This is a genomic window from Paraburkholderia youngii, assembly GCF_013366925.1.
In the GTDB taxonomy this organism is placed as follows: domain Bacteria; phylum Pseudomonadota; class Gammaproteobacteria; order Burkholderiales; family Burkholderiaceae; genus Paraburkholderia; species Paraburkholderia youngii.
Window position 1 is genome coordinate 210,963 of record NZ_JAALDK010000003.1, and the last position, 24,873, is coordinate 235,835.

The window sequence follows — 24,873 nt, forward strand, 5'->3', positions numbered from 1 at the left end:
AATGATGGAAAACAAAGATAACTACCGCGCGGTCGAGCGGCTCTACGTTCCGGACTGGCTCAACGAAGTCATTCAGGTGACGAACTTCAACCTGGTCGACCACCTGAAGCTGATGTTGCGGCACGACAGCCGCTTCAGCGAGGTGCTGAACATTTCCCGCGAGGAGATCGACCAGCTCAAGCTGAATCAGGCCTCATTGCGCAACCTGCTGCGCACGCCTTTCCTGATGGTCGAGCCCACGCTGCAAACCGTCGAGGACTGGCGCTGTTTTGTCGACCAGACGCCGACGACCGTGGCCGTCGACATCCTGCGTCGCAAGACTCCGCCGCTCGATCACCTGTCCCTGTATGCCGTCAACCATCAGAACGTCGCCTTTCTGAATCTGGTCACGCAGGTGCTGAACATGAGCGTGCTGTGTGCGCCCCTGCTCGGAATCACGACGGAACTGGCGAACTATCTACGGTCGGTGCCGCAGTACAAGCTCAATCTCGCATTGGGTGGCATGCAAGGCCTGCCGCTGTTCCGCTGGCGCTTTAACAGTCCCACCTTCTGGTACGAGTTTGCCGCAAGCAGCCTGACCGATGAAATGATTGCGCATCTGATCATGCGCACGTCGCCGGCGCGCGCGGGCGAGCTGCCAATCCGGGCCGACTGGAGCGGGTTGCGACTCGGACGCGCGACCAATGAAATTTTCGCGGCCGCCATGATGGCGCATGGCCTGCGCGCCTCGACCGCCTCCACGCTCTTCCAGTTGAACCAGCACCAGATGCGAACGCTTTATCAGAAGATCCATGGCAGAAGCTCCCCGTGCGGGAACGTCGCCACGTCGCTGCCCTGGTTCGTCGAGAGCCCGTTTCACCGCCTGCACGCGACAACCTATATGTGGCTGTACCGGTCGGCGATCGCGATGGACGCCAACGCACCCGAGGCGCTGATTGCGACGAACGATATCTATGCGCGCCTGTTCGAAAGCCGGCTCATCTCTGCCGATCGCGGCTGGAATCTGACCCGTTCGATGGCTGCCGACACCCGACTGACCGTCGCGCCCTGCCGTTCCTGTACCACGCACTATGTGGTCTCGAACAACGACACGAAGATCGAGGTGCATAACCGCTTCGCATGTCCTGCGTGCCTGCAGCAGCTCAATGCGAAGAAGCCGCGGAGGAAGACACGTGACGCCTGAAACCGCGCAAAAGCCGGAACTGCCCGCCGGGCTGGTCGTCTTCAGCGCAGACGGCAGCGCGCAGTTCGGCTGGCAGAATCCCGAGACCGGTGCATTCCATTCGGAAGCAGACGGTAACGTGATTGTGGATGCGATCGGCGTCGTCGCATGGCTTGCGGGACGGGTGCACTGACTGAATATGAAGAAGACGATGGAAGACTTCGACTATCTCGCGCCCGAGAGCAACGCCGCGTGGCTCGACGGCCGCGGTGACGGGCGGTTCGAGCAGTATGAGCAGTTCTATCGCGACGAGCGGGCCCGACTGGCCGAAGGGTTCGACCTGAAAACCGTCAACGAGGGATATCAGGATTGGGCCGGTCGCCAGCCTTCGCGCCTTCTCTCGATGCTGAGCGCACCGTGGTTTGGCCGGGTCGCCGTCGTCTTTTTCTGCCTCTATATAGGATCGCGCCTCATCCCGGTCGTGGCAAAACTCCAGCCTGTTGCGACCGGCGGCCTGCTCATCGCGGCCTTCGTGGCCCTTCGCGTGTTTCACTGGCGGCGTCGCCGGCGGCGCACCTGAGCGTTCACCGCCTCTCCTGCGGGCATCTACGGATTACATACTGGGAGCCTCGCTCAATTCTTACGGGGAACGTCCGTTATCACTAGAATGCGCAACGGCCACGGTGCGATCACCCGACGATTTCGGGAGCGCGACCGGACGCGACTTGACTTTGCGCTTAGCTCGATAAGATGGAATCAAGGTCGTGCAAGGGGCACGGCCAACAACAAATCCAAGGATTTTCAAATAATGAAGAAGAACATTTCAGCTTTGACCGCCGTTTCGTTTGCAACCGCCCTCGCCCTTTCGGCATGCGGCGGCGGCGGTGGTGGCAGCAGCGGTAGTAGCGGCGGCACCAGCAGCAACAACGGGAGCAGCAGCACCCCGCCAGCGTCCACGGCCACCAGCGCCAACGTAACGACGCCGCAGTACACCGCTGATAGCGCGCAACTCGCTGTTTTCAACACGATTAACCAGCAACGTCAGCAGTGCGGGTTCCCGTCTCTCGTTGAAAACACCCAACTGGATCAAGCCGCGCAAGCTCACGCCTCCTATATGGGTCAGAATGGCGGCACCATCACCGATACCGAGGTAGCCAGCAATCCTGGATTTACCGGCGCCACGTATGCTGATCGCGCGGCTCACGTCGGATTTCCCGGATCGCAGGTCTATATCGGAGGTGAAAGCGCGGGTTATTACACGAACGCCACGCTGACCGAAGCGGCGTACGGACAAGCGATCGCCTATGCATGGATGGGCGGCGTCTACCACATCGCTATCGCCTCCTGGCCGGTTACGGAAATCGGCTTGGGCTGGAATGAAACGACGTTCAACGGGTTCCCTGAAATCCAGGCGTCGAATTCGATTGCGAACATGCAGCCCCTCGCTGGCAATTTGCCCCTGACGTTCCCGTGTCAGGGCACCACTGGCGTCGCGTATAAGACGATTGGCGAAACCCCAACGCCGCCGAATACCTCGGGTGCCTACGGGACGCCAGTATCCGTAGTAGGTAACGCGGCCGATACCATCGTTCTGACGTCGGGCACCTATACCGACTCGTCGGGTAACGTAATCAATCTGCAACTTTTGAATTCGTCAATCGATACGAACAACGAATTGCCAGCGTTCGAGGCTGTCGCGTACCCGGTCGCCCCGTTGAATGCGAATACCACCTATACCGTGTCGCTCACCGGCACGCGTAACGGTACGGCATTTTCGCGGAGCTTCACGTTCACGACCGGCAACGTGATCGGCTGATCCGCGACAACCCAAGACATTTCGACTGGTTCACCACGGGCAATCGCCCCCAGGCAAAAAGCCCCGCGTTTCCTGACGCGGGGCTTTTTGTTGGCTCTACGTTTTGTGGCGTTTGCGAACTTTCTTATCACCTAGTGGTTAAAACCCGAACACGCGTAATCGGGCTGCGGTGGAATCGAAGCGCCCGGATAGCCGCTAGACACCGCGTATAACGACGCAAGTGGCCAAGCGTTCCCGTCGGCGTACGTGTCCCAATTGTCGCCAATGGACGTCACGTAGGGCCGCCCTTTACCGTCCATCAAAACCGGGTATTGCTTACCGAAGTAATACTGAAAATACGTGGTTGATCCATCGGACCAATTATTCTGATAGACCGCTGTTGGCATCGAGCCAGATTTGTTCCCATTGGTGAAGGTCTCGCAAGCGCCCCATACCCAAAATCCCGTAATCGACACGATAGTAGGTGGCGGCGGGTTCTGAGGGATGCAAGTCAGGTTGACCCACGCCGATCCATTCCAGTCTGGGCCAGCCTGGTCGTAGCCAGGCGGGCAGCCCGGTTTTACCTGATAGTTACACTGTGGAGCGGTGTATTGCGAGCCGATCCACTGTGCCGCAGCTACGGTCGTCCATCCAGGATCTGTGGGACACGTCGGTGCAGTCTGCCAGACCGTTGTTATGTGACCGACGCACGTCGAGTCCTGATTGTTGACCGAGCACCTTACCGGCCCTGCCACCGCAGCATGGCTTACAAGCACCGCACAGACGGCCAGCGCGATCCTGATTATCAGCTTTGTCATTTTTCTCTATTCTCAATAGGAACAATACGTCGTCGCAACGGCGGTGCCGGGGATAACGGTGCTGTCGCCTGGGCTTCCATCCACGATATAGACCGTCCATGGGCCCGTACCATCGACCCGGTAGTGGATCGAGGCGGTCGGGTCGGTGTAGGTGCTCTGTCCGGACACCACAATCCCCGGCGTCCCGCCCGCCGGACACACTGGATTGGGCACGAACGTACCGTTCCCGTCGGGAATAGCGGTGTAGCCGTACCACAGCTTCGGCCCGCCAATGGGCATCCACTGCAGAACGCCCGACACCTTCTGGCACGACAGAATCAGTCCCGAACCGTCGCTTGCCCCGGCCGTGGCATTCACCGCCGGGCAAGCGGTTCGTGGCCAGCCCACGCTGCCCATCCCGATCGTCGTACCGGCGGTGACAGTGGTGCCAGCCGTAACACTTGTGCCCGCGGCTACCGCACCGCTTGCCGCCACCGCGCCCGTGGCTCCAACATTCGCCGCGCTTACCGTCCCCTCTGCATCCAGGTCGTGAACGTTGTGCAGGCTCACGTGATTGACGTTCTGGTCTCCCGTCCACGTCAGCGCGCCGTCGCGCCGGATATAGACCGAGTTACCGTCCGAGGTTGGCCCATTGGTCGCAAGGATCGCGGCCGGGACGTTGCCCAGCGGATTGGTCGCGGTCCATGCACCGTTCAGGCCTGTGATCGTTCCCGCGTTCTGCGTTTTCGAGTACCCGAAGGAATTGCCGCCAGCCTGCGCAATCTGCGACGCGCCAACGATATCCGGCACTCCGCCTCGCGTGAGCGGCTTCGACGGATACATGACGTAGGTGACGTGGCAGTCACCGGCGCTCGCCGTACACGTTGCAGGCCCGACACTCATGCTGATCACGTACGACCCGCCCCAGAACGGTCCCGGAGCGTGCGGCTGTTTCAGGTTTTCCTGCTTAAAGAGGTCATTGAGCGTCGGCGGGTTGGCGATCACCGCGACAGGGCCCCCTGCAATCAGCGTCGCGTAATTGTTGGTCACCCAGTCAGATAACGCCGAATTGATGACCGCCTCGTTCTGGCCTTCGGCCGTCATGACCTGCGAGCGCCGCTTCGCTGCGTCTTCCTTGATCGCGACGGTCGTCATCAGCGCAGCGGCCACCAGCACGACCACCATCTCAACGATGCTGAACATGGGCGACTGTCCTTAGTTGTTGTGCGTCGCGTACATCGCGATGCTCGCCGTCGCACCGCTCGAGCTGCACGCCGTCCCCGCAGTCGACTGGTTAAAGGTCGTATTCGGATCGGAGACGGTCGTCCCATTGACGGTCACCTTTGTATAGGCGCCCGCCACAGCGCCGACCGCGAGCGAACAGACCGTTGCCGGAACCGGATAGGTCAGCACCATCGCATCGTCGGTCGTGGAAATGGTCGCGACCGCTGCTGTCACCGAGCCACCGAAGATACCGGTCAGCGTGCCGGACGTCTTGTTCACCCGGCTACCGGCCGAATCGAACGCGTGATTCTGCGCAAGCGTGAGTAGCGATTCAGCCGAAAAATCCGTGTCGCTCGCCGTCGCGTCCTGGATGCCACTGCGGAAAAGTTGCGACTCGCTCTTGAACTGGTGCGCGTGAATACGATCCATCACGAAGCTGCGGCCCTCATAGACGATGAGTGCAAGCAGCGCGGCACCCGCCATGACGGCTGCGCCTTCGATGATCGACAGCTCACCGGACTGTTTGCGCCGGCGTCCCATGCGCAGGATCGCTGCCTTGCGTTGTTCCTGGGTCTGATTCTGGATCGGGTCCTTGTTCATTTTTCTCGTTGCCTCGGTCAATTTGATACAGCGGATGTAGTCGGGGAAGAATCGAAGCTCGCCGCGCCGGTCGCCGCGTACGATCCGATGCCCAGCACAAAAAACAGCGTGACGGCGAAGCCGAGCAGCACGTAATGCGTGATACGTGCATTGCGGCGCACGGTGGCGACGACGCGGTCCAGCGATGTTCGGCCCAGATTCTTGATGGCTTGCACGAACTGGTCGCGCCCCGCCGCGTCGGCGATCGTGTCGATCACCACCTCGGAGAAGATGCCGGTATCGAGCGCCCGCATCGGTTCATCGGGGCGTTGCGTGAGCCGCCGGCTCATGCGGTCGATGTGCCACCGGAGCCACGGGTCGGCGGTCTTGGCAAGCCGGTCGAGCGCAGCGCGCAGGACGAGATTTGAATCGAAGAGACCGGCAAGCGACACGATGAGCAGCGCAGCACGCAGGTCGCGCCGGTTGCGCCACATCAGCGGCAATGCATCTACGCGGTTGCGGAAGTGTCCGGTCCAGCGTTTGAGCGTCCAGAAATACAACGACACCAGACCCGCGGCGATCGCAGCGCTCAGCCACCAGTACTCGTAGCAGAATGTGTCGATCGCATAGAGCGTCTGCCCTACCGGCAGCCATTGATCGACCGGCTTCGTGTCTGCGACAGCCGGGAAGATTTCCCCGCCGAACAGCATGCAGAACATGTAGAGATAGACGATCAGGAACGCGGGGTAGGCCATTTCCAGCGACGTTGTCGACGCGAGCACACCCTCCGCGTGCGCAGCCATTTCCGCGAGCTCCAGCCCGCGCACCGCGGCGTCTTCGCGCGTCGACGTACCGGCGATATCGAGGAGTGCGTGTTCCTGGCTCGGAATGAACGGCTTGAGTGCGGTGGCAAAGTCGTCACCAGCGACCATGCGCTTCGCAACCGCATTGAACACCGGCCACGTGAGCCACCTGCGCGAGCGATGACGCTTTTCGAGGGTCGTCAGCCGCTCGAGCAGCGTCTCGCGATTGCGCAGCCCCTTGGCCGCCACGTCCAGACGTGTCTCGCGATAGAAGGTCTCGCGCACCTTCTGGAAGCGCAATCTGGCGATGCGCAGCCGCTCCTTCTGCGGCAGCGCCATGAAGAGTGTATGAATCAGTCCCCGGATCACGACGGCAGCCTCCCGTCACGGTCAGCGAAGATCCGGTATTCGTCGAACGGACGCATCGCGGTGTCGATGAAGCGCGGATCGATGATCCCTTGCGACGCCTTGAAGAGTGCGTGCTCGTAGATCGTCTTGCCCGTCATGTCATCGGTGTCAAAGCCGGTCGTGCGCGCCGATCGCCACACGCTTTCAGCGCCGCGCCAGTCGCGTTCGGCAACGCGGTCCAGAAACTCCAACGTCGGCCGGAAGATCTCCATTGCAAGCGTCTGCCCTTTCGTACCGGCCGCGACCTTGCCCGCCCGTGTGAACAGTCCCTTCAGGCGGCAGTGTTCGCAACCGGCTTCGTCGCGGCAAGCCATCTTCGAGGTGTCCAGACCGAACTTGCGTTCGAGCGTTTCAATCTGCGCTGCGGGCATCACATCGCGCGCCGGCACCTTGCAGTGGGGGCACAGAAGGGGGATCAGTTTCTGGTTCGCGACCGCATTGATGAACTTCTCCGAGGACACTTCGTCCATCGGCAACTGCAGGCGCCCACCGGCCAGGCGCATGAATGCGCCGATCGCGCTATCCGCATGAAGCGTGGTACGCACCGGATGCCCTGTGAGTGCGAGCTCAGCCACGAGCCCGGCGACAACGCGGTCCCGGATCTCCCCGACCGTCACATCGTCGGGGTCCATGCGCATCAGCGTTCGGATCACCTCGGCGCACTTGCGGTTCGCTTCTTCGTCGGTCTCATCGGGACGACGCGGAATCGAAATGTCCGAGAGCCACGGCTGCGGATACTCGGACGGTTCATTGACTGCGAACTGCTTGCGCAGGTCACGAGACGCGAGCATGAAGGACATCGCACGCAGCAACGTGGACTTGGCCGAGCCCGTCTCTCCGGTGAAGACCGTGACCCCGCCGCTGACGTTGCCCAGCGCCTGAACGATGCGCAACTGGGACGTCTGCAGCCCCATCTGTTCCGGCATCAGCACCTTCAGGTTCCGGAAGTTGCCGTCGAGCAGCCGCAGACCGACGTCGAACCCGCCAACGAGCGGTGAACTCTGCCAGCGGATGTTGACGATGTCGGAATGCACAACGAGCGGGATCATTGCCGACTGCGAAGCAGTAGGCTGGAACGTCTCGCCGGAGTTGGTGTTGCGCGCGACGAGATCCTGATAGGCAGCCGACAGCGCGCGACGCACCAGCGCCTTGGGCAGCTTGCGGTACGTGTAAAGGTCTCCGTTTACGCGGAACCGGACTTCGACATCGTCGTTGAAGTCGCGGTACTCGAAGTGGATGTCACCGGCGCCATACGCGTGTGCGGCTTCGGCCACGTCGCGAAAGGTGCCGATCGCACGCGAACTCTCCGGAAGGATGGCCGCCGAGCGGTTGCGCTCGGTCGCGTAGATCGCGGCGATCACCGCGTCCGTTGCGATCATCTCTTCATGCACCTTGATGTCGGCGCGCTCGAGATCCTTCACATAGGTCGGATACAGCGCGGACTCGTGGAACGTGCGAGTCGTGATGACGATCGCCATCCCCGCTTGCACTTCGACCGCCACAAACTCGCGGCGCGCCGCATCGGTAATGCGCAGGGTTGCATCCTGACCGCGCTCACTGAGGATGCGCTTGAAACCCAGTGCGTCGGCGGCCACCAGCTGCCGCAGGCCTGACGGCAGGAACTCCGCCTGCTGCGACACCACGTCAGCTTGTGCATGGACTTCGTGCGCCTCGTGCATCCCCTCGGCGGGCTGTGTCGGCGGCATTGCCTGCGGTGCAACGTCATGCGCTTCGCCCCGAGACTCGTCGGACTCAGCCGTATTGCGTCGCATGACGGGCGACGCCATCGCTGACTCAGGAACATCGGCCTGCGTCGTTCCGGGGACGTTCTCCGCGGCCCGTTGCGCTTCAGCCGCGTGGTCAATCGTCGGCTCAACTCGCGCCGGGTGACGGGGTGCTTCCGGCTGTGCAGGATCGACGCCGGCCGCCTCGTGCGCGTCGCTGTCATTGGCTTCGACGTCAGTGACGTCGCCCATTCTCAGTCGCATGCCCAACGTCATAGGCTGGCCCGGCTTCGTGTCTACAGACTCTGCCTTGAGTGGCTTGTCCCTACGCACGAAGCGCGGCTCGCGATCCGTGTCCTCCTTGCGCCCTGCACCCGCGATAGGCATCGACGCGGGGGATTCGTCAGTGAACCCGGCGCGCAGTGCACGCAACCGCCCAAGAATGCCGCGCGAGGACGGCTCGTCTTTTTCAATACCGTTGAACAGGCTCATCGTTTATCGTGCGGCAGCGGAAAGAGGAAAGGAGGAAGGCAGCGGACCACCGAGATCACTCAGCGTTCGCGCCGGACCGCCCGGCTGCTGCGCGTTGTCGGACGTATTGGCCGTGCGGCCGCTGATGGTTTCGGTCCAGGTACGCTTGCCATCGGTGACAGTGACAACGAATCCATCAACCCGCTTCACGGTCCAGCCATTGAGCAGCTTCACGCCAACATGCGCGGGATAGGAGGCGTTGCGGTAGTCGTACAGCACCGACGTTCCGCTCGTATCGCTGAAAGCGCCAACGAATCGCACCGGTTCCGCGTGGGAAGCCGGCGGTGTCGCCCTGATGACCTGCGCAGTGACGGGCACTGTCGAAGGCGCAGGCGCGTTGAGCGTGACAGCAGTACCCTGCGGCCCGCCATCGCCGGCAAGCTGCCGTGCAATTTTCGAACGGGTAATCTGGTCGATCTCGTCGATCGACAGGTGCGGCGCAGTGGGAGCCGGTAACCTCTGCGCTGCCGGTTGCGAGACGGATTGCGAGACCGGTTGCGAAACCGGTTGAGAAGCGGCGGAGGGCGAAGCAGCGCCTGGCGAACCCATGTCGAGATTGGCCGAGGGTACGCGCACGCTCGCCGTCTGCATGTGCGGCGAAGCCGGCTTCGTCTGTTGCGCCTGCGCAGCACCGGTGATCAGCGTCAATGCACTGGCAATCGCCGTCAGCCGTTTATTCGAGAACATAGTATTTGCCCTTCGCTGTGAAATGAATACCACCCTGGTCGGCTGTGCCGCTGCCCGTTTTTCCTGTTGCGCCCTGTTCGGTCAGCTTCAGCTCAACGGTTATGGAGTCGAGCGTCATGTTCGATGGCAGCTTCGCGAGCAACGGTGATTGCCAGCGAAAGCCGTTGATCTCCCATGTACCGACACGAATCATCTGCGCGGGCCGCGGGCCGGTTGCGCCCGGCGGGATCGCGAGTAACGGCCTGGCAGGTTCGATGTGAACCGTGTACCCGTAGCTGATCAGCTCGAATGGTTTGGTCGAAAGCTTCTGCGGTGGTGTCTGCAGGGCGTCGATCAGTCCCTGCTCGGTCGGCCATGCCTTCTTGTCACTGGCTGTCACGAACGCGACGCCCGGCACCAGCGGACCGCGCGCTCCGGCATGCAGACCATCCGCATCAAAGCGCAGCGGACGCATCGCCTCGGGCGCCGCCTGGCGGAGGTCCTCAAAGCTCCCGCCGTATCGGCGAAGGGTCATGGCGCAATAGCCCTGCGTCGCGCACACTGCCTTCTCAAAGACCCAGCCCGCCACGACTGATTCGCTGTTGCCAAGCGTGGAAAGAAGCGCTGGCGCGAGCAGATTGGCGCGCGGCATCTTTGCCGCGAAGGTCTGACGCACAAGCGCCTCATATCGATCTTCGAGCGACGGCTCTTTTGGCGCAGGCGGTGCAGGAGGATTGAGCAGGTCCAGCAGCTGGATGCCACCGAATACAACGGCCGCGGCAATCACCAGCACCGGCACGAGTGTCGGCAGGTTGACCGGTACTTTCGCGATGCGGCCAGTCTTGCGATCGTCAAGCAGCGCGGCCGCGCCGAAGCTCTCGTCCACGTCTCCCACGGCCTGGCCGGAACCGAGCGTGGTCAGCGCCAGATTCAACCGCAGGCATTCCTGCTCGATCGTCAGACGCCTTTCGTGCGCCTTCGGTACCGTGAGAACCTCGTCGCTGCGTACGACACCACGCACCACGAAGACGACGTGCACGCGCTGGTCATCCTGCAGCATGACGAGTACGGCAGCCCTTCCCTTCACACGTTCGTGCTGGGCGATCCGCGCCGCTCCCGAATACAGGCGCGCGCCCTTGATCTCACCCGTCTCAGGTGCGCAGAAACCACCGATAGTGTCCTTGCCGACCTTGTATTCGATGTAGTGCGTCGCGCCGAAATCATCGCCGTATCGGCGGCGCTCGGCGCGCATCTGTTTTGCAGGATACGCGCGCCAGTCCAGTCCGAAAACCAGGCGCGCGTTCTTCTCGCGCGGCAGCGGATCGGTAATGTGCATGCCCGTGCTCACATCGACGGGACGACCGTAGCCGTCAGCATGATCACCTGGAAGGTCTTCGACTTGTTCCACAGACCCGTGATACCCGCGATACCGCCATTCGTCGTGCTGTTCGCAAGGTCCGTCATCTGGCCGTACAGCACGACCGTCTGACCATCAGACAGCGCGATCGTCTGGTCCTCCTTGCTGCCGGTTGTGTGTGCGAGCTGGATCTGTTGCAGCGTCTGGCCAGAGCCGACAGACGCCGACGTGAATGGGCCATTGAGCTTCGAACTGTCGGCCCAGTACGAGAGGATGATCTGGTTGTGGTCGTTGACCGCTGGCAGGATGTTGACGAAGTCACCGGTGGTCACCGTTCCGGGCGTGAGACCCGGCACGCCCCCAGACGTGGCCGTGAGGCTCCCCGCAGACGGCGAGGTCGAGCGCAGATAGTCGTCGCTCTGGAACGAGGCGATGGAAACGGGCAGGCCGTTAAGCGTCATCTTCGTCTGCGTGCTGTCCTGCACCGTGCGGCCATACTGGTTCAGTGCGTTGATGACAGCGTTCGTGCCGGAGAACGGCGCATTCGATTGCAGCACTGACAGGCCGACCGTACCGCCGCCCGACGAGAGCGATGTGGGCGACGTGAAGCTGACCGCATACTTGGCAAGACCGCCCTGGATATAGTTGAACACCACGTCGGCATTCACGCCCGCCTGACTGCCGTTGTTCAGCGCGATCTGCAGCGTGCGCACGCGCAGCATCACCTGACGCGTCGAAACGGCGTTTTCCTGCGCGAGCAGCTTGCCCATGCGGTCTGCCGCCTCACGCGTGTCGTAGACCATCACGAGGCGGCTTTGCGGGTTCACGGTCACACGGCCCATTGGCGAGCGCAGCTTGTCGAGTGCATCGCTGATCGCCTTGATCTGGTCGAAATCCCCTTCCCGCCCCGTCGACGTCTGTGCCGCAAAAGAGCCCGTATTGCCGCCCGATCCACCGGTGCCGTTCGCCTGGTTGCCCGTCGAGGTGTCCATGCCCTTGGACATGGTCGACTTGATCGACACCTTGCCCGGGATCGCGGCAATCTGATACATGCGCGTGACAAAGCGCGTGATGTTGATGGTCGAGCCGTCGAACGACCAGTCGAGACCGAGGTCTTCGGTCATGCGTGTCAGATACGCGCCGGCATAGCCCGTGAATACCTGCCTGTAGACAGGCTCTTCATAGGCATTGCCGTTCAATCCTGTCGTTGTGCCCTTGCCCCCCGCCGACTCTCGCGGCACCAGCGAACTGCGCGGCACGAACACGTCGGGGCTCAGATGGACCGGATAACCGGTTGCGCCCGAGATGAGGGTCGAAATCTGCCTGATACCGATGTTCGCAGGCATCGTCACCTTCTTCTCGCGGAAGGTGGCGGGCAGCGTCGCTTCATACGCGACAGGCACGAGCCGGTCGCCGAGGAACGCCGTTGGCACGTCTTCCACCAGTGCCATCGAACCGGGCAGATTGGCCATCGCGTCGCTCCCGGTGCGATGAGCCCCGTCGTAGGCCGCGTTGATGTCGCTCTGATTGACCGCGCAACCTGCGATCATCAGCGAGCAGGCGACGGAAAGGCCAGTTTTGATAATGGATGCGTGACGCATGGTGTTAGTCCTGGCAGTTGGCCGCGCGCGCGATGACGCGGATGACGTTGTTCGTGTGACGGCAGATGCGCGTGGGCACGCGCATATGATTGGTCGCCTGCATGACCTGCGTGAGAACGGTCGTGAAGTCGCCAGAGAAAGTCGCGTTGAATTCGAGCGGCAGATCGTCATCGACCTTCCACGCAAGTTGCCAGCCCTGCGTCTGCAACCAGCGGTCGAGCGCGTTGCGCAGATTGAGGTCCTGCGGCGAGAGCGAAAGCGTCAGCGTGGCAGCCGGTGCTGTCGGAGTGCCCGGCAGAACCACCGAGGCAACACCTGTTGCGGTCTGTGAGGACGAGGCATCCAATGCCGTCCGTGCAACGGGTGCAGCAACCACCGCGGGGGCTGGCGCGAGTGCGGGCGCGGGCGCCGGTGCTGGTGCAGAAATCGCTGTTGTCGCGCGAGACGACGGGACTGCCGCGAGGATCTGCCATCCGTCGCCGGCGGGGGCCGCGACGTGCGACTGGTCCGGGTCGATTGCGGCGTGGCTCCAGCCTGATGCGCCCACTAGCGCGAGTGCAGCCAGCACACGCGCGATCACGCGCACCCGTTCATTGCGTTCGATGGTCACGTTCATTCGTTATTGCCCCTGCCGCTGCAGGCGGCGATAGATTGCGTTGGCATAGATCAGCTGCTTCTGCGTCGAAACCGCGTTATAGGCACCCACGGCCTTCCAGGTCGGCCCGAACTGTCTGATGTTCGAGGCCAGAATCCACGTACCGACGTAGGCGTTCACGCAGGCGTTGAAAAGGTGTTCCCGGCGAATGCCATACCGGGCAAGCCTGGGTAGCCACGATGAGTTGATCTGCATCAGGCCAATGTCTTCGGTCCCGTTGCTGTTCACGTTCACCGCGTTTGGCTGCATGCCGGATTCGTGCTGCGCGATCGCGCGCACGAGTTGTGCGCTGATATGCCGGTAGGCAGCGGCGTCATCCAGGCACTCAGCACGCGCAACGGCGGTGCAGCCAAGCAGTACCGCGCAGACAACGGAAATGGGCGCGGCTTGCATCACGATTTGGCCACCGCCGTTGCGGGCGCCGTCGGCGCGGCAGGAGAACCGGGCACAGGACGCTCGAAATACTTCACGTCGTGGCGACGTGTGACGTTCACCGTATTGCCGTCCGCGGTGACGATGAACTGTTCGGCCGTGCCGCTGAACATGTAGTACCGGCCCTTCTGCTCACCGGAACCCAGGTGCTTCACGTCCGCCACGTTGATCTGCACCACCGAGTCAGCGAACTTGAAATAGGTGTGGCCGTCGCGGTCGAACACAGCCTCTAGATGCGCCGGACTGGGAGTGTCGAATTCATAGACAGTCCCCGCTGAACGCGCGAGCTCGACCGTCTTCGTGCCGTCCGACACGACCACGCGCTCGGCGCGCTCGATGGTCATCACGTTCGTGCCGGCATCCCACTTCGGATGCAGCGAACGGCCTTCGGGCGTTCTGAACGTCAGCTCCCCGGTCGGCTTCGACGTGAAGCGGATCTGTGTATGCGTGTCGTCGCCGTCGCGGATCGCCTGCGCGCCGAAGTATTCGGCCAGCAGCGATGCCGGCGGAGTGGGCGATGCCGCTTCGTCTGTTTTTGCAGCCACGGTCTGCGCGGCCGCATCAGCTTGCGGTTTCTCGCCAGCCGCATAGTTGAGCGCGCCGGACTTCGGCGTATCGCGGTGCAGGCGGATGTGGCGCGACGTGAAGTCGATGTCCGCGTACAGTCCGGTTTGCGTCATCAGGCGATCGAGCGCCTGCATCCAGTTCTCGCCCGCGCGCGTTGCAAAGGCGCTTGCATCCGTGATGTCCACATCCTTCTGTGCAGACCCGGTCCAGCCCTGCGGAGCCAACGCCTTCACGAAGCTGGCCACGGGCATGCTCGCCTTGAGCGCGCGGACCGGTTCGAGCGCACCATGCGTGCCGATGACCACGAGGCGATTGGTGAAGCCATCGAAACCAGCGGGCTGATCGCCACGCAAAGCCGCGAGCGCACCACGCGCTCCGCCGGCGATGAACGTGTTCGCCTTCGTCCAGCGCGCACTGGCCTGCCGGCCGGCCACCGTGTACGTGACCGTTTCGGGCGTGCCGTCGACCACGACATAGGGGCCTTCCGCGTGGCCACCGACCGCGGAAATAACCTGGCCCGCGCGAGGCTGGATGTAGGTCTTCGATCCGTCGTTGAAGATGAGCGCAGGACGTTCTGCGATACCGCCTGCAATCTCGTAATCGAAATCGAATGGGTCAGTGTTCGCCGCATGTGCCGTGATCGCGCCGAACAGCGCGAGCCAGGCAAGAGCAATTCGGGAAACGTTGAGCTTCATAGGCCGGTCTGGATCTGGTTGAGGTGTCGCGCGAAACGCGCGAGATACGCCTGCCCCGGAGCCGGATTGGGGCTGTGGTAATACGCGATCGCCTTCGCGACCGAGTGAGTCTTGCTGTAGTTCTCGTTGAGAATGTCCTCAGCGACGCGGATGCTGGTCACAGGTGCCAGGGCTTCCCACAGCGAAGCGAAGCGCCGCGCATGCCAGCACCAGTTCACCTGCATGAGGCCTACGTCGAAGTCGCACCGCCCGCGCGCGATCAGCGACTGGATCACGCGATATGCGTCCTCGCGCGATCTGAAGAAATAGCCCTGCCCTGCAACGTTCAGGGTCCATGGCCATGCCCGGCCATTGAAGGCAGATTCATTGAGCGCGATGCCCGCCAGCACCTTCGGATCGACGCTCGCATGCATCAGCTCGAACGGCGCCGTCGCGCCTGCGCACGCCCAGCCGCCACGACCTTCCGCGACCGCAGCCTGCGCGTCGTCATCAAGCACGACAGGTTGCAGCCAGCCCTTCTTCACCAGCAGACGCTCGAGCGGAACCTCGCGCGCATCGACAGACACCGTCATACCGGTCTCGGGATTGCTGCGCACCGGCTGGCCGACGAGTGGTGCGGCCCACGATTCGAACGCTTTCAGCCCGCAGTAGAAAACGGGTTTGCCATCGAAGTTCGCGACCGAGCGTGCGCCTGCCTGCGTCAGCACGAGGCTCGTCGGGCTGATGATGTTCTCGATGGTCGCCGCGCGGCCTGTTATCGAAAGCGCCGCCAGCGAGAGGATGACGAGGCGCCTAGTCACCGCGGTACGGCTCCATGTAGATGTCGCGATTGACCTTGATCATGAAGCGGCGCTCGCCCGGGCCCGTCGTGATCGTGGGCGGGATGTTCTTGTAGCGATCGAGAACAGACTGCGACGTCTGCGCCGCGACCTGTCCGGCCGTCGTGCCCACCTGCGTGACGCCGAGCGGGCCAGTGGTGGTCGACGACGTGCCGCCCTTGTCGAATGCGCCCAGAAGGATCGCCGTGAGGAACGACGTGCCGAAGATCTTCAGGAAGTGGCTGTTGACGTCGCCGGACAACCCTGCCGACCCATCTGCATCCGCACCCTGCCCGCCGTAGAGCGGCACATGCTTGCCGTTGGGTAGCCGCATTTCGGTTGCCGCCACGAGAATGGTCTGTTGGCCGGGCTGGATATCCGAACTGTAGGGCGCGGTGATCATCGTGCCCTTCGGGATCATCAGGCAGTCACCGCGAATGCTGTCGTAGACGTCCTTTTCCACCATGAGCGCAGCGGTGCCGGGACGATCGGAATTCAGCCCCTCGATGGAGAGCACGGGAATGTGGTGCGGCGGCGAAAGCACGCAACCGTGCGCCTGTCCAACGAAGCCGCCGCGGGAAAAATCCTCGCCGTTGCCGGATTGCCCTGCTGCGGTCCTGATAAACGCCGTGTCGCGGTCCTGCGTCGATGAAACGGCGCCACGCCCGGCCTCCGGACCAATGCCCGCTGCCGCCAGCGCTGCGGCGACCTGTGCACCGGCTGCACCGGTGGCAGCCTGCTGGGCGGATGCCTGTCGCGCGGCAATCTGCTGCGGCGTGAGGATGCCCGGTGGCAAGGTCGCCTGCGCGGTCCCGGAATCCTTGACCTTGACGCCGGGACGGAAGATCGCCGACGCGTAAATTGCGTCGGTATCCGCCTGCGTCCTGAGTTCGCGAGTGCGCTGGTCAGCGACGAAGTTATCCGCGGTCAGACCTGGTGCGAGGCTGGGCGCTGCAGCGGAAGCCGCGCGCGGCAACGCGGCGGCTCTCGCCTCGGACGCCGCAATCCGTCGTGCGGCCGATTGCTGATCCTCAATGAGCTTGTCGACGTCCTCGGTGCTGTTCGACCTGTCGACCACTTCTGCCTGTTTGGCCTTCTTTGCAAGTTTCGCCTCGTCGTCGGCCTTGGCGCTCTCCTTGACCTGATAGTAGAAGCCGAGTGCCGCAATGACGACGGCCGCGACTGCGCCCGCGCTGATGAGCGCGTTGCGTGGAGACTTCCCCTTGACGATCTGCGCCTGCGCGCCCGTCGGCTGTCCGTTTAGCCCTGTCATGTGCGCGTGCTCTCAGAAGCCGAAGATGCCGGGACGACCGCGCCTGATCGTGACCTGGTCGTTCGCAGCGCGCAGGACGATCTCGTCGGGCACTTCCTGCACGACGATGTATTGCCCACGACGGATGAAGTTGGGGCTGACGTTGTCTCCATGATCCTTCACGATCGGCACTGCAAAAGGCGCATTCGCAGGCAGGCGCAGCCATACCGACTTGCCATCGTCGAATACCGTCTCCGGCCGGAACGGTGCTGAGCCAGAAACCGTGTAGTCGAAGTTCAGCTTGTCGGGCGACACACCGAGCGGACCGGAACCATTGGCATGGGGTCCACCCTGCCCCGCATCGGTCGTGTCAGCGTTGCTGTCCTCGCGCGCGCGAACCTTGGCCATCAGCGAACCGGGATAGTTGAACCGCACGGTCTGATAGAAGAGGCCACCCATCGGCGAGGAGACGAGTGTCATGTCGTACTCTCGCTGATTGGTCGTGAGGTGCAGCGTGTTGACAAGACCCGGCTTGACCGGCTTGATAAACACGTGGTTCGACCCGTCGGTATCCACGATCCACTGGATCGAATCGCCAAGCGCGGGCTCAGTCGCCAGCACTTCTCCGCGCGCCAGCTCGATCGTTGTGGTCTTGAGCGGCGCAGTCATGATGCGGTAGATCTGGTCGCGGCTATAGGAGAACACCGCCATGCGGGCGTCGCCGGGCATGGTGATCGGGTCGGTACCGGCGTTATAGGGATTCACCGGGCTCATGGGATCGCCAATCGCAGTGGCGATATCGAAGGGTGCGGACGGAACCGGGCTGCCCTTCCCTGCAGCAGACACTGGCGAGCAAACCACCGTGACGCAGGCAAGAGCCGCGACCCACGAGGCGAGCGTGCGGGAGTCGATCATCATTGGGTCTTTTGGATTGAGAACAACGGATAGAAAACGCCGAACGGGTTCATACCGAGCGCGTCTTCCGAAGTCGGGGGAATGATCTGGTAGCGGAACGTCAGGGCGTACTTCTGCACCACCGGCTTGTCAGTCGGCGATTGCGTCGTGCTTGTCGTGAACTCCACCACCGCGGTCGAGTCTTCGAGCATCGCGACGTTGGTCACGCGTACTTCCCGCACCAGCTTCGGGTTGAGCGTGATCTGCTGGAACGGTGCATCCGTCTTGACCCAGTCGCCGAACTGGTTGCGTGCATTGCCGACCATCATGGCCTTCACGCCGTTGATGTTGCGAGCCATGCGCGAGGTCTGGATGTCATCGGTGAGCACCGGCTCGATCGTGAACCATCGCTCGACGGTCTCACGAAGCGAGGTGCGGATAGCCTGATCGTCTGGCTTGTATGCCGTCAGTTGGGTGACGACAGCATGGCCGTTCGCGTCCCCCGACACACCATAGGCCTTCACGACGGACGGCGCTGGATTTCGGGTGTAGATTGCGCCGCCAGCAATGAACACGAGGATGAAGCAGAAGGTCTTCCAGTGGTTCGCTTCAACGCGCAGGCGCGAACCGTTATCGAAGATGATCTTCTCGGGATCATCTTCGGAGTAGCCCCCAGGGGCGGTAGACAGTGCTATCTGCTTTTTGCTTCGGAAAAGAGGCATGACGCTCGTTCCATTTGAACCGACTCCATTGAATCAGTCCGCATGGGAAGCAAGTCATGCAAAAGAGGTGCGATTTATGGAGGCTTTTTGGCCTCGAGTTCCTGGCTTGCGCGGTGTCAGCCGGCTGACGGCCTTAACCCGAAATGATGAGGGATTTTGGGTAGCTTTCCGGGTTAATCGAGCCCGTCTCGCGGGTTAGTCTCACACAGACTTTACGTGCGATCCGATTCCACGCGTTCCATGGCTTCGTTCGGTATTTTGTTGGCGGTTCGGTCGACTCGCGAGAAGCGAATTTTCAGGAAAATCAGATACATGCGATGAGGCTGGCCATTTTACCGGAGCCCGAAAAAGTTTCAGCCGGCTGAAACTTTTATATCAAAATGAGTAATAATAGTCGGTGCATCAACATCAAATTCCACCTTTTAGGCGAAATCCGACGCCAATAGGCCGAGATCAAGCTTAGGTTGCAGGCAAGTGCGGTTTGCCAAGCTTCACCATCGCTGACTCAGCTGCCTTGCGCCAGCGCTTTTCCCGTTTGCACGGATCTTTCCGCGCGACGTCAAAAAATCCCTGCACCTCACCTGATCCACAAGCGCGTCAAGGATTGTCGTTCACGACGGGGAAGGAATGCGCGGACGCCAAAGGCGTCCTTGACAACGCGTCAATGCTGATACGATTGCTTGCATGCCCCGGTTCACCCCTGCAACAGAGTCAGAAGGACCTAGAGCGCGCCAACGCTAACTTCATTGAGAAGCGTGCGGTGTTCCCGCAGTTCAGGAAGCGTAACCAGCACGACAGCTTCCGCTGCCATTCAGTATTCCTAAGGTAAAAATGAAATTCGACTTTTCTGCCAGAGAGATCCCAAACCAGCGGACAGCGATTGCAACCCACAAACGCCTGAAGGCGGCAAACGAATCGCTCGTTGTCATCGGCCGGTTCTATCTGGCTCTAATTGAGCAGGGACTCTGGCCGACCCAAAAGGCACTTGCTTCAGAATTGGGGGTTTCTCGAGCGCAGATGTCAAGGATGCTCGCGGCTGCACGGCTGCCCGAGGAGGTTCTGCGTGCATTTGGTGATCGGCAGGCGTTTTCATTCGCGGATATCGCGACGCTTCAGTTTTTGGTGAAGGAAAACGGCGAGCAGGTCATCAAGCAGCGGGCGCGAGCTGTCCCGCAGAACACGAGGCCAGAAGACGTCTTGGGAATCTTGACTACTGGCAAACGGCCGGCCCCGCGGGGGATCCGTATCAGGCTTGGCCGGGACAGGAAACACCTACGTGTCGAATCGACGAACATAGAGCGTGTCATCCCCCGAATCGAAGAGCTCGAGCAGTTCCTTAACGTACTGTTGGCAGTCGATCTGGCTGCCGCAGGCCGGTGAAACGAGCGGCTTGAACAAGATAGCGGCAATCCTCCTCGTCACGGTGGTTCGTGAGTGTCTGCTACGAGCACGCGCGAACAATGACCGCTTGAACATTCCCAACGACGAACGCGAGACAGTGGTCGCACACATATACGATCGGCTGAGGGACAACTCGTCGCTAACGTGCGTCGCGATTATTTTCACAAGGCTTCCGCCACGATTGTCCCCTATCGACCTGTCCGAGGAAATTAGACCACTACATGACTTTGGTGCGCGTAGCAGCCGGCGCAACCGTGATGCGTTTTTCGGTCAACGGTCATTGACCATCCGCGACCTTTGCACGTAGCCACGAGGTATAAGCCGTTCGCTCCAATGCGTTCTTGAATGTTCCAGTTTCCGGCTGATATGTGTTTCCCTTACCGCCTTCCGCCATATATTCGCCAGCGAACTTTTGCTTCTCGGCTAGCGTCATCGACTTAATTCTTGCGGTCGTTCGGCGCGAACGCTCTTCGGCAGAAGTATCCGCTTCTGCTACCGCGGGAAGTGTTGGAACCGATTCGGTCTGCCCATTGCCGGGCCCCACTTCGATGCGAGCGGCCTTCTCGAATACGGTCCTTGCATAACCTCCAGCGTTTCCACGGATCTGCTTGCTTTTAGCCCTCTCCTCGACGTAAATGGCTGTCTGCAACGCGCGATCTGGCTCCTGTTGAATCCAGCTTATAGCGAGTCTGTCTCCGACTCCAAGGCGAGTAAGTCGCTTAAATGCGTCGGATTCCCGAATAGATTTCTGCTCTTCATCCTCGTTGTCGTACATCGACTTCTGAGGATTGTCCTCGACCAGGAAGCGTATCTGGACGACACGTCTTGCCTCTCGCTTGTACTCGGGAGACACGACGATGTTTGACACCTGATTGATCTCTTTAACAGCCTTTTTGATCACTTCGGCCGAGAAATGCTTGAACTCGTCGTACATGCTCGCATCGGCGCCAAGTAGGCGACGCCATGTTTCGACGGGGATCCAACCCGTCGATCCCGTTCGTTTGAATCGGAGACAGTTCTCGTATAGGGCAAGCGCGTAGCCCCCGCTAAACTGCCGCTGAACATTGATGTTGATCAGGGTGTAAATGTCAGGATTCGCGAGCTTCCCGGCGAGCCAGTCGCTGTATTCATACGAACAGAGGCCATTCTTGATGCTGGCGTATGCAATGAGTGGCGAGGCTTCCCAGTCAGTTTTACCACCGTCATGAAGAAGATCGAAAGAGATAGGTGTCGACATGACCTTCAACAAAGCACGCTTCAACGCGTCGTGGTTCTTGCTGTCGAAACCTAGCATGGTGCAAAAGATGCCAACAGGCAACGTATGGCGCTTCTTCGTTAGCAGATCGTCGAATGCGTTAAGTAGCAGGACGTTCACAATCTTTCGCTCAAGCAACGACAGTTCGCCGCTTACGTGAACGGTGGCGACGTGCTTTTTTAGTTCGCTAGCCTGGGGACCAAGCGGCTTGATGTTGGGCATGCACTCTCCATGAGGCTTTCGAGATTCTAGGAGCAAAAAGTCATGTCGGCAACTCATCTCGCACTGACTTTTCCTGTTACACGCTCGCTGCTCCCCATGAACCCTGACCTTTCGATGTCGCTTCGATCTCGTGAAAAGTCATGGTTTGTGGGGCCGGCGGCCGAGCCGGCGAAAGGTCATGGTTTGTGGGGAGCTTTTCGTCAGCACAACAAGCGAAAGGTCAGGGTCTGTGGGGAGCTTTCCAGGGGTTGTCCCTCAGATCCGTAAAGGTCAGGGTCTGTGGGGTGGATAGCAGCGCTTAAGCGGGCTGCGGTGAAGTCCGCGATACGCCGAGTGCGATTTCGGCCCGCCAGCTACGGCGGTGAGAAGTCATGGTCTATGGGGAGCACATCTTTCCCCCATAAACCATGACCTTGTCGCCCATAGACCATGACCTTTCGGTATGTGACATATCGAAAACTATCGTTACATCAATGAGTTACCGGTACAACCGGTTGAGCCCCCATGGACCCTGACTTAACCCCATCAACCGTGACCTTTCGCCCCATGAAGGCTGACCTGAAATCACGATATGGACCCATAGGCCCTGACCATTCGCCCCATAGAATATGACCGGACCGCCCGCAAACCCTTACCAAGCAAGGATCCGGCAACCGTAAACGTTTTAAAGTTGTTGTCTTTTAAAGAAACAACAACAGTTGTTGTCTCTTTCGTGAATCAATGGAGGCGGGAAATGACCGCTCGCTTCGACCGGTGAAGACGCGTAAACGCGTACCCGCGAGTTAAGGTGATTTCTGCGATAACTGCGGAAAGCCCCGACTGGCTGTGAATCCGAGAGTTGGCTAACAAGCACGAACTACTTGCGTTTCACGTGGTTAACAACTAAGCTTCCGCGAAATTCAACATCGGATGGCATTTTTCGCTCTACGTGTTGAATCAAACATGTGACGGTGGTCGTTACATCGATAAGGGAGCCGTTGATGAATACAGCAGTCCGGCGTGCTGAAAAGCCGCAAATGTCCATAAAGCTGAAGCACGCGCCTAAGCCTATGCCACTTAGCGCGATCAAGGCCATTGCGGATAACGCCAGTGGAATGCTCGTAGATGTACGCGAGAGCATGCTTGCCCCTCATCCGCGCAAAAACCCCCCGGTATTCACAACCGCGCAGGTCGGCGACTTGTGCCGAATCGACCGTCAGCGAATGCACTATTTGTCTCGGACCGAGGCTGACCTGCCACAAGGTACGCTCCGTCATAGTCGCAGCAGAGAATTTACGCTTACTGAGACGCGGGTATGGATCGATCGGATAGGGCCGTATTCGAAGCGACCTGCTGGCGTGAAGGGAAAAAAGATCGCGATCGGCAATTTTAAGGGGGGAGTCAGCAAAACGACTACTGCGATGACGCTAGCGCAGGGTCTCTCATTGTTCGGCCGCAGGGTTCTTCTGGTCGACCTTGATCCGCAGGCGTCACTTTCTGCGCTTCATGGAATCCTTGCGGACAGCGAGGTCTCTGATGAGCAAACTGTTCTTCCGTTGATTTACGGAGATGAGGAGGATCTTCAGTACGCTGTACAGTCGACGTATTGGGACGGGGTGGACCTTGTCCCTGCGAGTGCGGCGTTGTTCGGTGCAGAGTTTTTTCTGCCATTTAAGCAGTCGAAGGACCAGTCGTTTCAGTTCTGGAATGTTCTGAACAAGGGACTCGAACCGCTATTGAGCGACTATGACGTTGTCATTATCGATACGCCCCCTGCCCTCTCCTATTTGACGATCAATGCCTTCATGGCGGCGGACGGACTTATAGTGCCGACACCACCGAGCGCGCTCGACTATGCGTCGTCGACCCAATTCTGGAATCTCTTTTCAGACCTTTCTGAGAGCATGCAACAGGTTGCGCCTGAACTTGTTAAGAGCTTCGACTTCATTCACGTGCTACTAGCCAAAGTCGACCAGAGCCAGGCTGCAACTCCGATTGTTCGCGACTGGATCAATAAGACCTACGAAGGTCTCGTTCTCCCGATAGAAATTCCCACGACAGCCGTTACCCAAACAGCTGCTGCGGAATTTGGCACGGTGTACGACATCTCTCGTTACCAAGGAAGCTTGAAAACCTATCAACGCGCACGAGAGGCATACGATCGATTTGCAGAGATCGTCGACCAGCAGCTCGTCGCACTTTGGCTCGCAGATCAGGAGGCCGAATGAGCATCAAAGACCGTCTTGCCGCAAAGGCAGCAACGATTGGAACGTCGCCGCGTCCGCAAAAAGGCAATGAGGATACGCCGGGCAGGCCCAAAACTGCTCCCGGCCAGTTGATGGCGTCCCTGCCCTTGCTTGCTGAGAAGGAAAAGGAGCTCCAAGCCGCGATCAAGCGCATCGAGGAACTAGAATCCTCTACGAGTACACATTCGGAGGAAGTGGAGATTTCGAGCCTTGTCGAGGTGCCGGGGCGTCGGCGAGTTCTGTCGCAACAGGAATACGGCGAACTGCGGGCAAACCTTGAAGCAAACCCACTTATCCACCCGATTGTCTATCGACCCCTAGGTGATGGGCGTAACGAAATCATTTCCGGTAACAATCGGGTCGCGATTTACCGAGACGATCTAAACCGCACAAAAATTCGTGGGGTACCCTTTACGGGCACCGACATGGAAGTTGAGCTCGGAGCAGCGTTCTCGAATCTGCTTGCTCCGTCACTGCCGGACTTCGAAAAATATCGGCAGTTTCAGCGCATTCAGGAGAACCTAGGGCTCACGCAGGCAGACATCATTCGGGCCTCTGGTTTGGCACAAAGCCATGTTGCACGGATTCTGTCATTCGACAATCTTCCCGCACCGGCAAAGGAGATCATTGCGCTCAAGCCACATCGACTCGGTGGCACTGCTGCGGCTAAGCTCGCTGCATTGGCTCAACAGGGGCATGAGGAAGGAGTGACTCGTGCAATAGCGGCGCTGATAGATTCTGACGAGATGACGCAGGAGAGGGCGCTAACGATCGCGACACCGGCACGTCCCAAGACTCCGCGGCCGAGCGCCAAGTCGATTAACTTTGGGAAGAGGAAGTTCTGTGACGTAACGGTACGAAGCGGTGTGATTGGGCTGCGCTTTTCAGGAAAGGACAGTGAGGCAAAGGCCGAAGAGTGGGGCGATCGCATCGCGAACTTCATCCGTCGCGAACTTGAATCAGAAGGTGATGCGTCATCCAACTTGGATATTCAATAAAATCAGCTACTTAGGCGGTCGCTAGAAATATCCGGCCGCCACCATCCAAGTTGGATATCCTTTTAAATCAGGTACTTAGCTTTTTATGGT

At 60.3% G+C, this 24,873-nt stretch carries 22 protein-coding genes; 7 read left to right on the forward strand and 15 right to left on the reverse strand.

From position 1 onward, the window contains the following. Positions 1–4: 4 nt before the first annotated feature. The 4 genes from G5S42_RS39550 (at position 5) to G5S42_RS39565 (ending at position 2,978) form a co-directional block, all read left to right on the forward strand. Positions 5–1,183, forward strand: a complete 1,179-nt coding sequence (locus G5S42_RS39550; RefSeq protein WP_176112492.1) for a FlhC family transcriptional regulator — start codon at positions 5–7, stop codon at positions 1,181–1,183. Continuing rightward, positions 1,173–1,355: a hypothetical protein gene (locus G5S42_RS39555; RefSeq protein WP_176112178.1), complete on the forward strand. Its 183-nt coding sequence runs from the start codon at positions 1,173–1,175 to the stop codon at positions 1,353–1,355. Before G5S42_RS39550 ends, G5S42_RS39555 begins: the two co-directional genes overlap by 11 nt. A gap of 18 nt (positions 1,356–1,373) precedes the next feature. Continuing rightward, positions 1,374–1,742, forward strand: coding sequence for a hypothetical protein (locus tag G5S42_RS39560; protein WP_246392478.1), 369 nt, complete (start codon positions 1,374–1,376; stop codon positions 1,740–1,742). 228 nt (positions 1,743–1,970) lie between these two features. Further along, a complete protein-coding gene (locus G5S42_RS39565) occupies positions 1,971–2,978 on the forward strand; it encodes a CAP domain-containing protein (RefSeq protein ID WP_176112180.1) in 1,008 nt (335 codons plus the stop codon). 809 nt (positions 2,979–3,787) lie between these two features. Here G5S42_RS39565 and G5S42_RS39570 read toward each other — a convergent pair. The 14 genes from G5S42_RS39570 to G5S42_RS39635 are packed head-to-tail and all read right to left on the reverse strand — an operon-like array spanning position 3,788 to position 18,682. Continuing rightward, positions 3,788–4,957: a hypothetical protein gene (locus G5S42_RS39570; RefSeq protein ID WP_176112181.1), complete on the reverse strand. Its 1,170-nt coding sequence runs from the start codon at positions 4,955–4,957 to the stop codon at positions 3,788–3,790. Between the two features lie 12 nt (positions 4,958–4,969). Next, positions 4,970–5,578 carry a type 4 pilus major pilin gene (locus G5S42_RS39575; RefSeq protein WP_176112182.1) on the reverse strand — a complete coding sequence of 203 codons (609 nt, stop codon included), beginning with the start codon at positions 5,576–5,578 and terminating at the stop codon, positions 4,970–4,972. A 17-nt stretch (positions 5,579–5,595) separates the two neighbouring features. Continuing rightward, positions 5,596–6,729 (reverse strand): type II secretion system F family protein, encoded by a 1,134-nt coding sequence (locus G5S42_RS39580; protein ID WP_176112183.1) that lies wholly within the window; start codon positions 6,727–6,729, stop codon positions 5,596–5,598. Continuing rightward, positions 6,726–8,984, reverse strand: coding sequence for an ATPase, T2SS/T4P/T4SS family (locus tag G5S42_RS39585; protein WP_176112184.1), 2,259 nt, complete (start codon positions 8,982–8,984; stop codon positions 6,726–6,728). The genes G5S42_RS39580 and G5S42_RS39585 overlap by 4 nt, the downstream gene beginning before the upstream one ends. 3 nt (positions 8,985–8,987) lie before the next feature. Beyond that, positions 8,988–9,710: a hypothetical protein gene (locus G5S42_RS39590; protein ID WP_176112185.1), complete on the reverse strand. Its 723-nt coding sequence runs from the start codon at positions 9,708–9,710 to the stop codon at positions 8,988–8,990. Then, complete coding sequence (locus tag G5S42_RS39595) at positions 9,697–11,025, reverse strand: type 4b pilus protein PilO2 (RefSeq protein ID WP_176112493.1); 1,329 nt, start codon at positions 11,023–11,025, stop codon at positions 9,697–9,699. The genes G5S42_RS39590 and G5S42_RS39595 overlap by 14 nt, the downstream gene beginning before the upstream one ends. An 8-nt stretch (positions 11,026–11,033) precedes the next feature. Further along, positions 11,034–12,647: a type II secretory pathway protein gene (locus G5S42_RS39600; RefSeq protein WP_176112186.1), complete on the reverse strand. Its 1,614-nt coding sequence runs from the start codon at positions 12,645–12,647 to the stop codon at positions 11,034–11,036. 4 nt (positions 12,648–12,651) lie between these two features. Then, positions 12,652–13,263, reverse strand: coding sequence for a toxin co-regulated pilus biosynthesis Q family protein (locus G5S42_RS39605; protein WP_176112187.1), 612 nt, complete (start codon positions 13,261–13,263; stop codon positions 12,652–12,654). 3 nt (positions 13,264–13,266) lie between these two features. Further along, the gene (locus G5S42_RS39610; RefSeq protein WP_176112494.1) at positions 13,267–13,695 is read right to left on the reverse strand and encodes a lytic transglycosylase domain-containing protein; all 429 of its coding nucleotides are present in this window, start codon (positions 13,693–13,695) and stop codon (positions 13,267–13,269) included. After that, positions 13,695–14,996: a TrbG/VirB9 family P-type conjugative transfer protein gene (locus G5S42_RS39615; RefSeq protein ID WP_176112188.1), complete on the reverse strand. Its 1,302-nt coding sequence runs from the start codon at positions 14,994–14,996 to the stop codon at positions 13,695–13,697. The genes G5S42_RS39610 and G5S42_RS39615 overlap by 1 nt, the downstream gene beginning before the upstream one ends. Continuing rightward, positions 14,993–15,796, reverse strand: coding sequence for a transglycosylase SLT domain-containing protein (locus tag G5S42_RS39620; protein ID WP_176112189.1), 804 nt, complete (start codon positions 15,794–15,796; stop codon positions 14,993–14,995). Before G5S42_RS39620 ends, G5S42_RS39615 begins: the two co-directional genes overlap by 4 nt. Then, positions 15,789–17,087, reverse strand: a complete 1,299-nt coding sequence (locus G5S42_RS39625) for a TraB/TrbI/VirB10 family type IV secretion system protein (protein WP_176112190.1) — start codon at positions 17,085–17,087, stop codon at positions 15,789–15,791. Before G5S42_RS39625 ends, G5S42_RS39620 begins: the two co-directional genes overlap by 8 nt. 12 nt (positions 17,088–17,099) lie before the next feature. Then, positions 17,100–17,984 (reverse strand): TrbG/VirB9 family P-type conjugative transfer protein, encoded by an 885-nt coding sequence (locus G5S42_RS39630; RefSeq protein ID WP_176112191.1) that lies wholly within the window; start codon positions 17,982–17,984, stop codon positions 17,100–17,102. Then, entirely contained in the window at positions 17,981–18,682 is a 702-nt protein-coding gene (locus tag G5S42_RS39635; protein WP_176112192.1) for a VirB8 family type IV secretion system protein, read from the reverse strand. Before G5S42_RS39635 ends, G5S42_RS39630 begins: the two co-directional genes overlap by 4 nt. An 831-nt stretch (positions 18,683–19,513) precedes the next feature. Here G5S42_RS39635 and G5S42_RS39640 point away from each other — a divergent pair. Beyond that, positions 19,514–20,062: a hypothetical protein gene (locus G5S42_RS39640; protein WP_176112193.1), complete on the forward strand. Its 549-nt coding sequence runs from the start codon at positions 19,514–19,516 to the stop codon at positions 20,060–20,062. A gap of 298 nt (positions 20,063–20,360) precedes the next feature. Here the strand turns inward: G5S42_RS39640 and G5S42_RS39645 are convergent, their stop codons facing one another. Further along, positions 20,361–21,560, reverse strand: coding sequence for a replication initiation protein (locus tag G5S42_RS39645; protein ID WP_176112194.1), 1,200 nt, complete (start codon positions 21,558–21,560; stop codon positions 20,361–20,363). 980 nt (positions 21,561–22,540) lie between these two features. On the opposite strand from G5S42_RS39645, the gene G5S42_RS39650 reads away from it, so the two are divergent. Both G5S42_RS39650 and G5S42_RS39655 read left to right on the forward strand, forming a co-directional pair. Then, on the forward strand, positions 22,541–23,767 hold the full coding sequence (locus tag G5S42_RS39650) for a ParA family protein (RefSeq protein WP_176112195.1): 1,227 nt from the start codon (positions 22,541–22,543) through the stop codon (positions 23,765–23,767). Then, positions 23,764–24,783 carry a ParB/RepB/Spo0J family partition protein gene (locus tag G5S42_RS39655; RefSeq protein ID WP_176112196.1) on the forward strand — a complete coding sequence of 340 codons (1,020 nt, stop codon included), beginning with the start codon at positions 23,764–23,766 and terminating at the stop codon, positions 24,781–24,783. Before G5S42_RS39650 ends, G5S42_RS39655 begins: the two co-directional genes overlap by 4 nt. Positions 24,784–24,873: the final 90 nt, after the last annotated feature.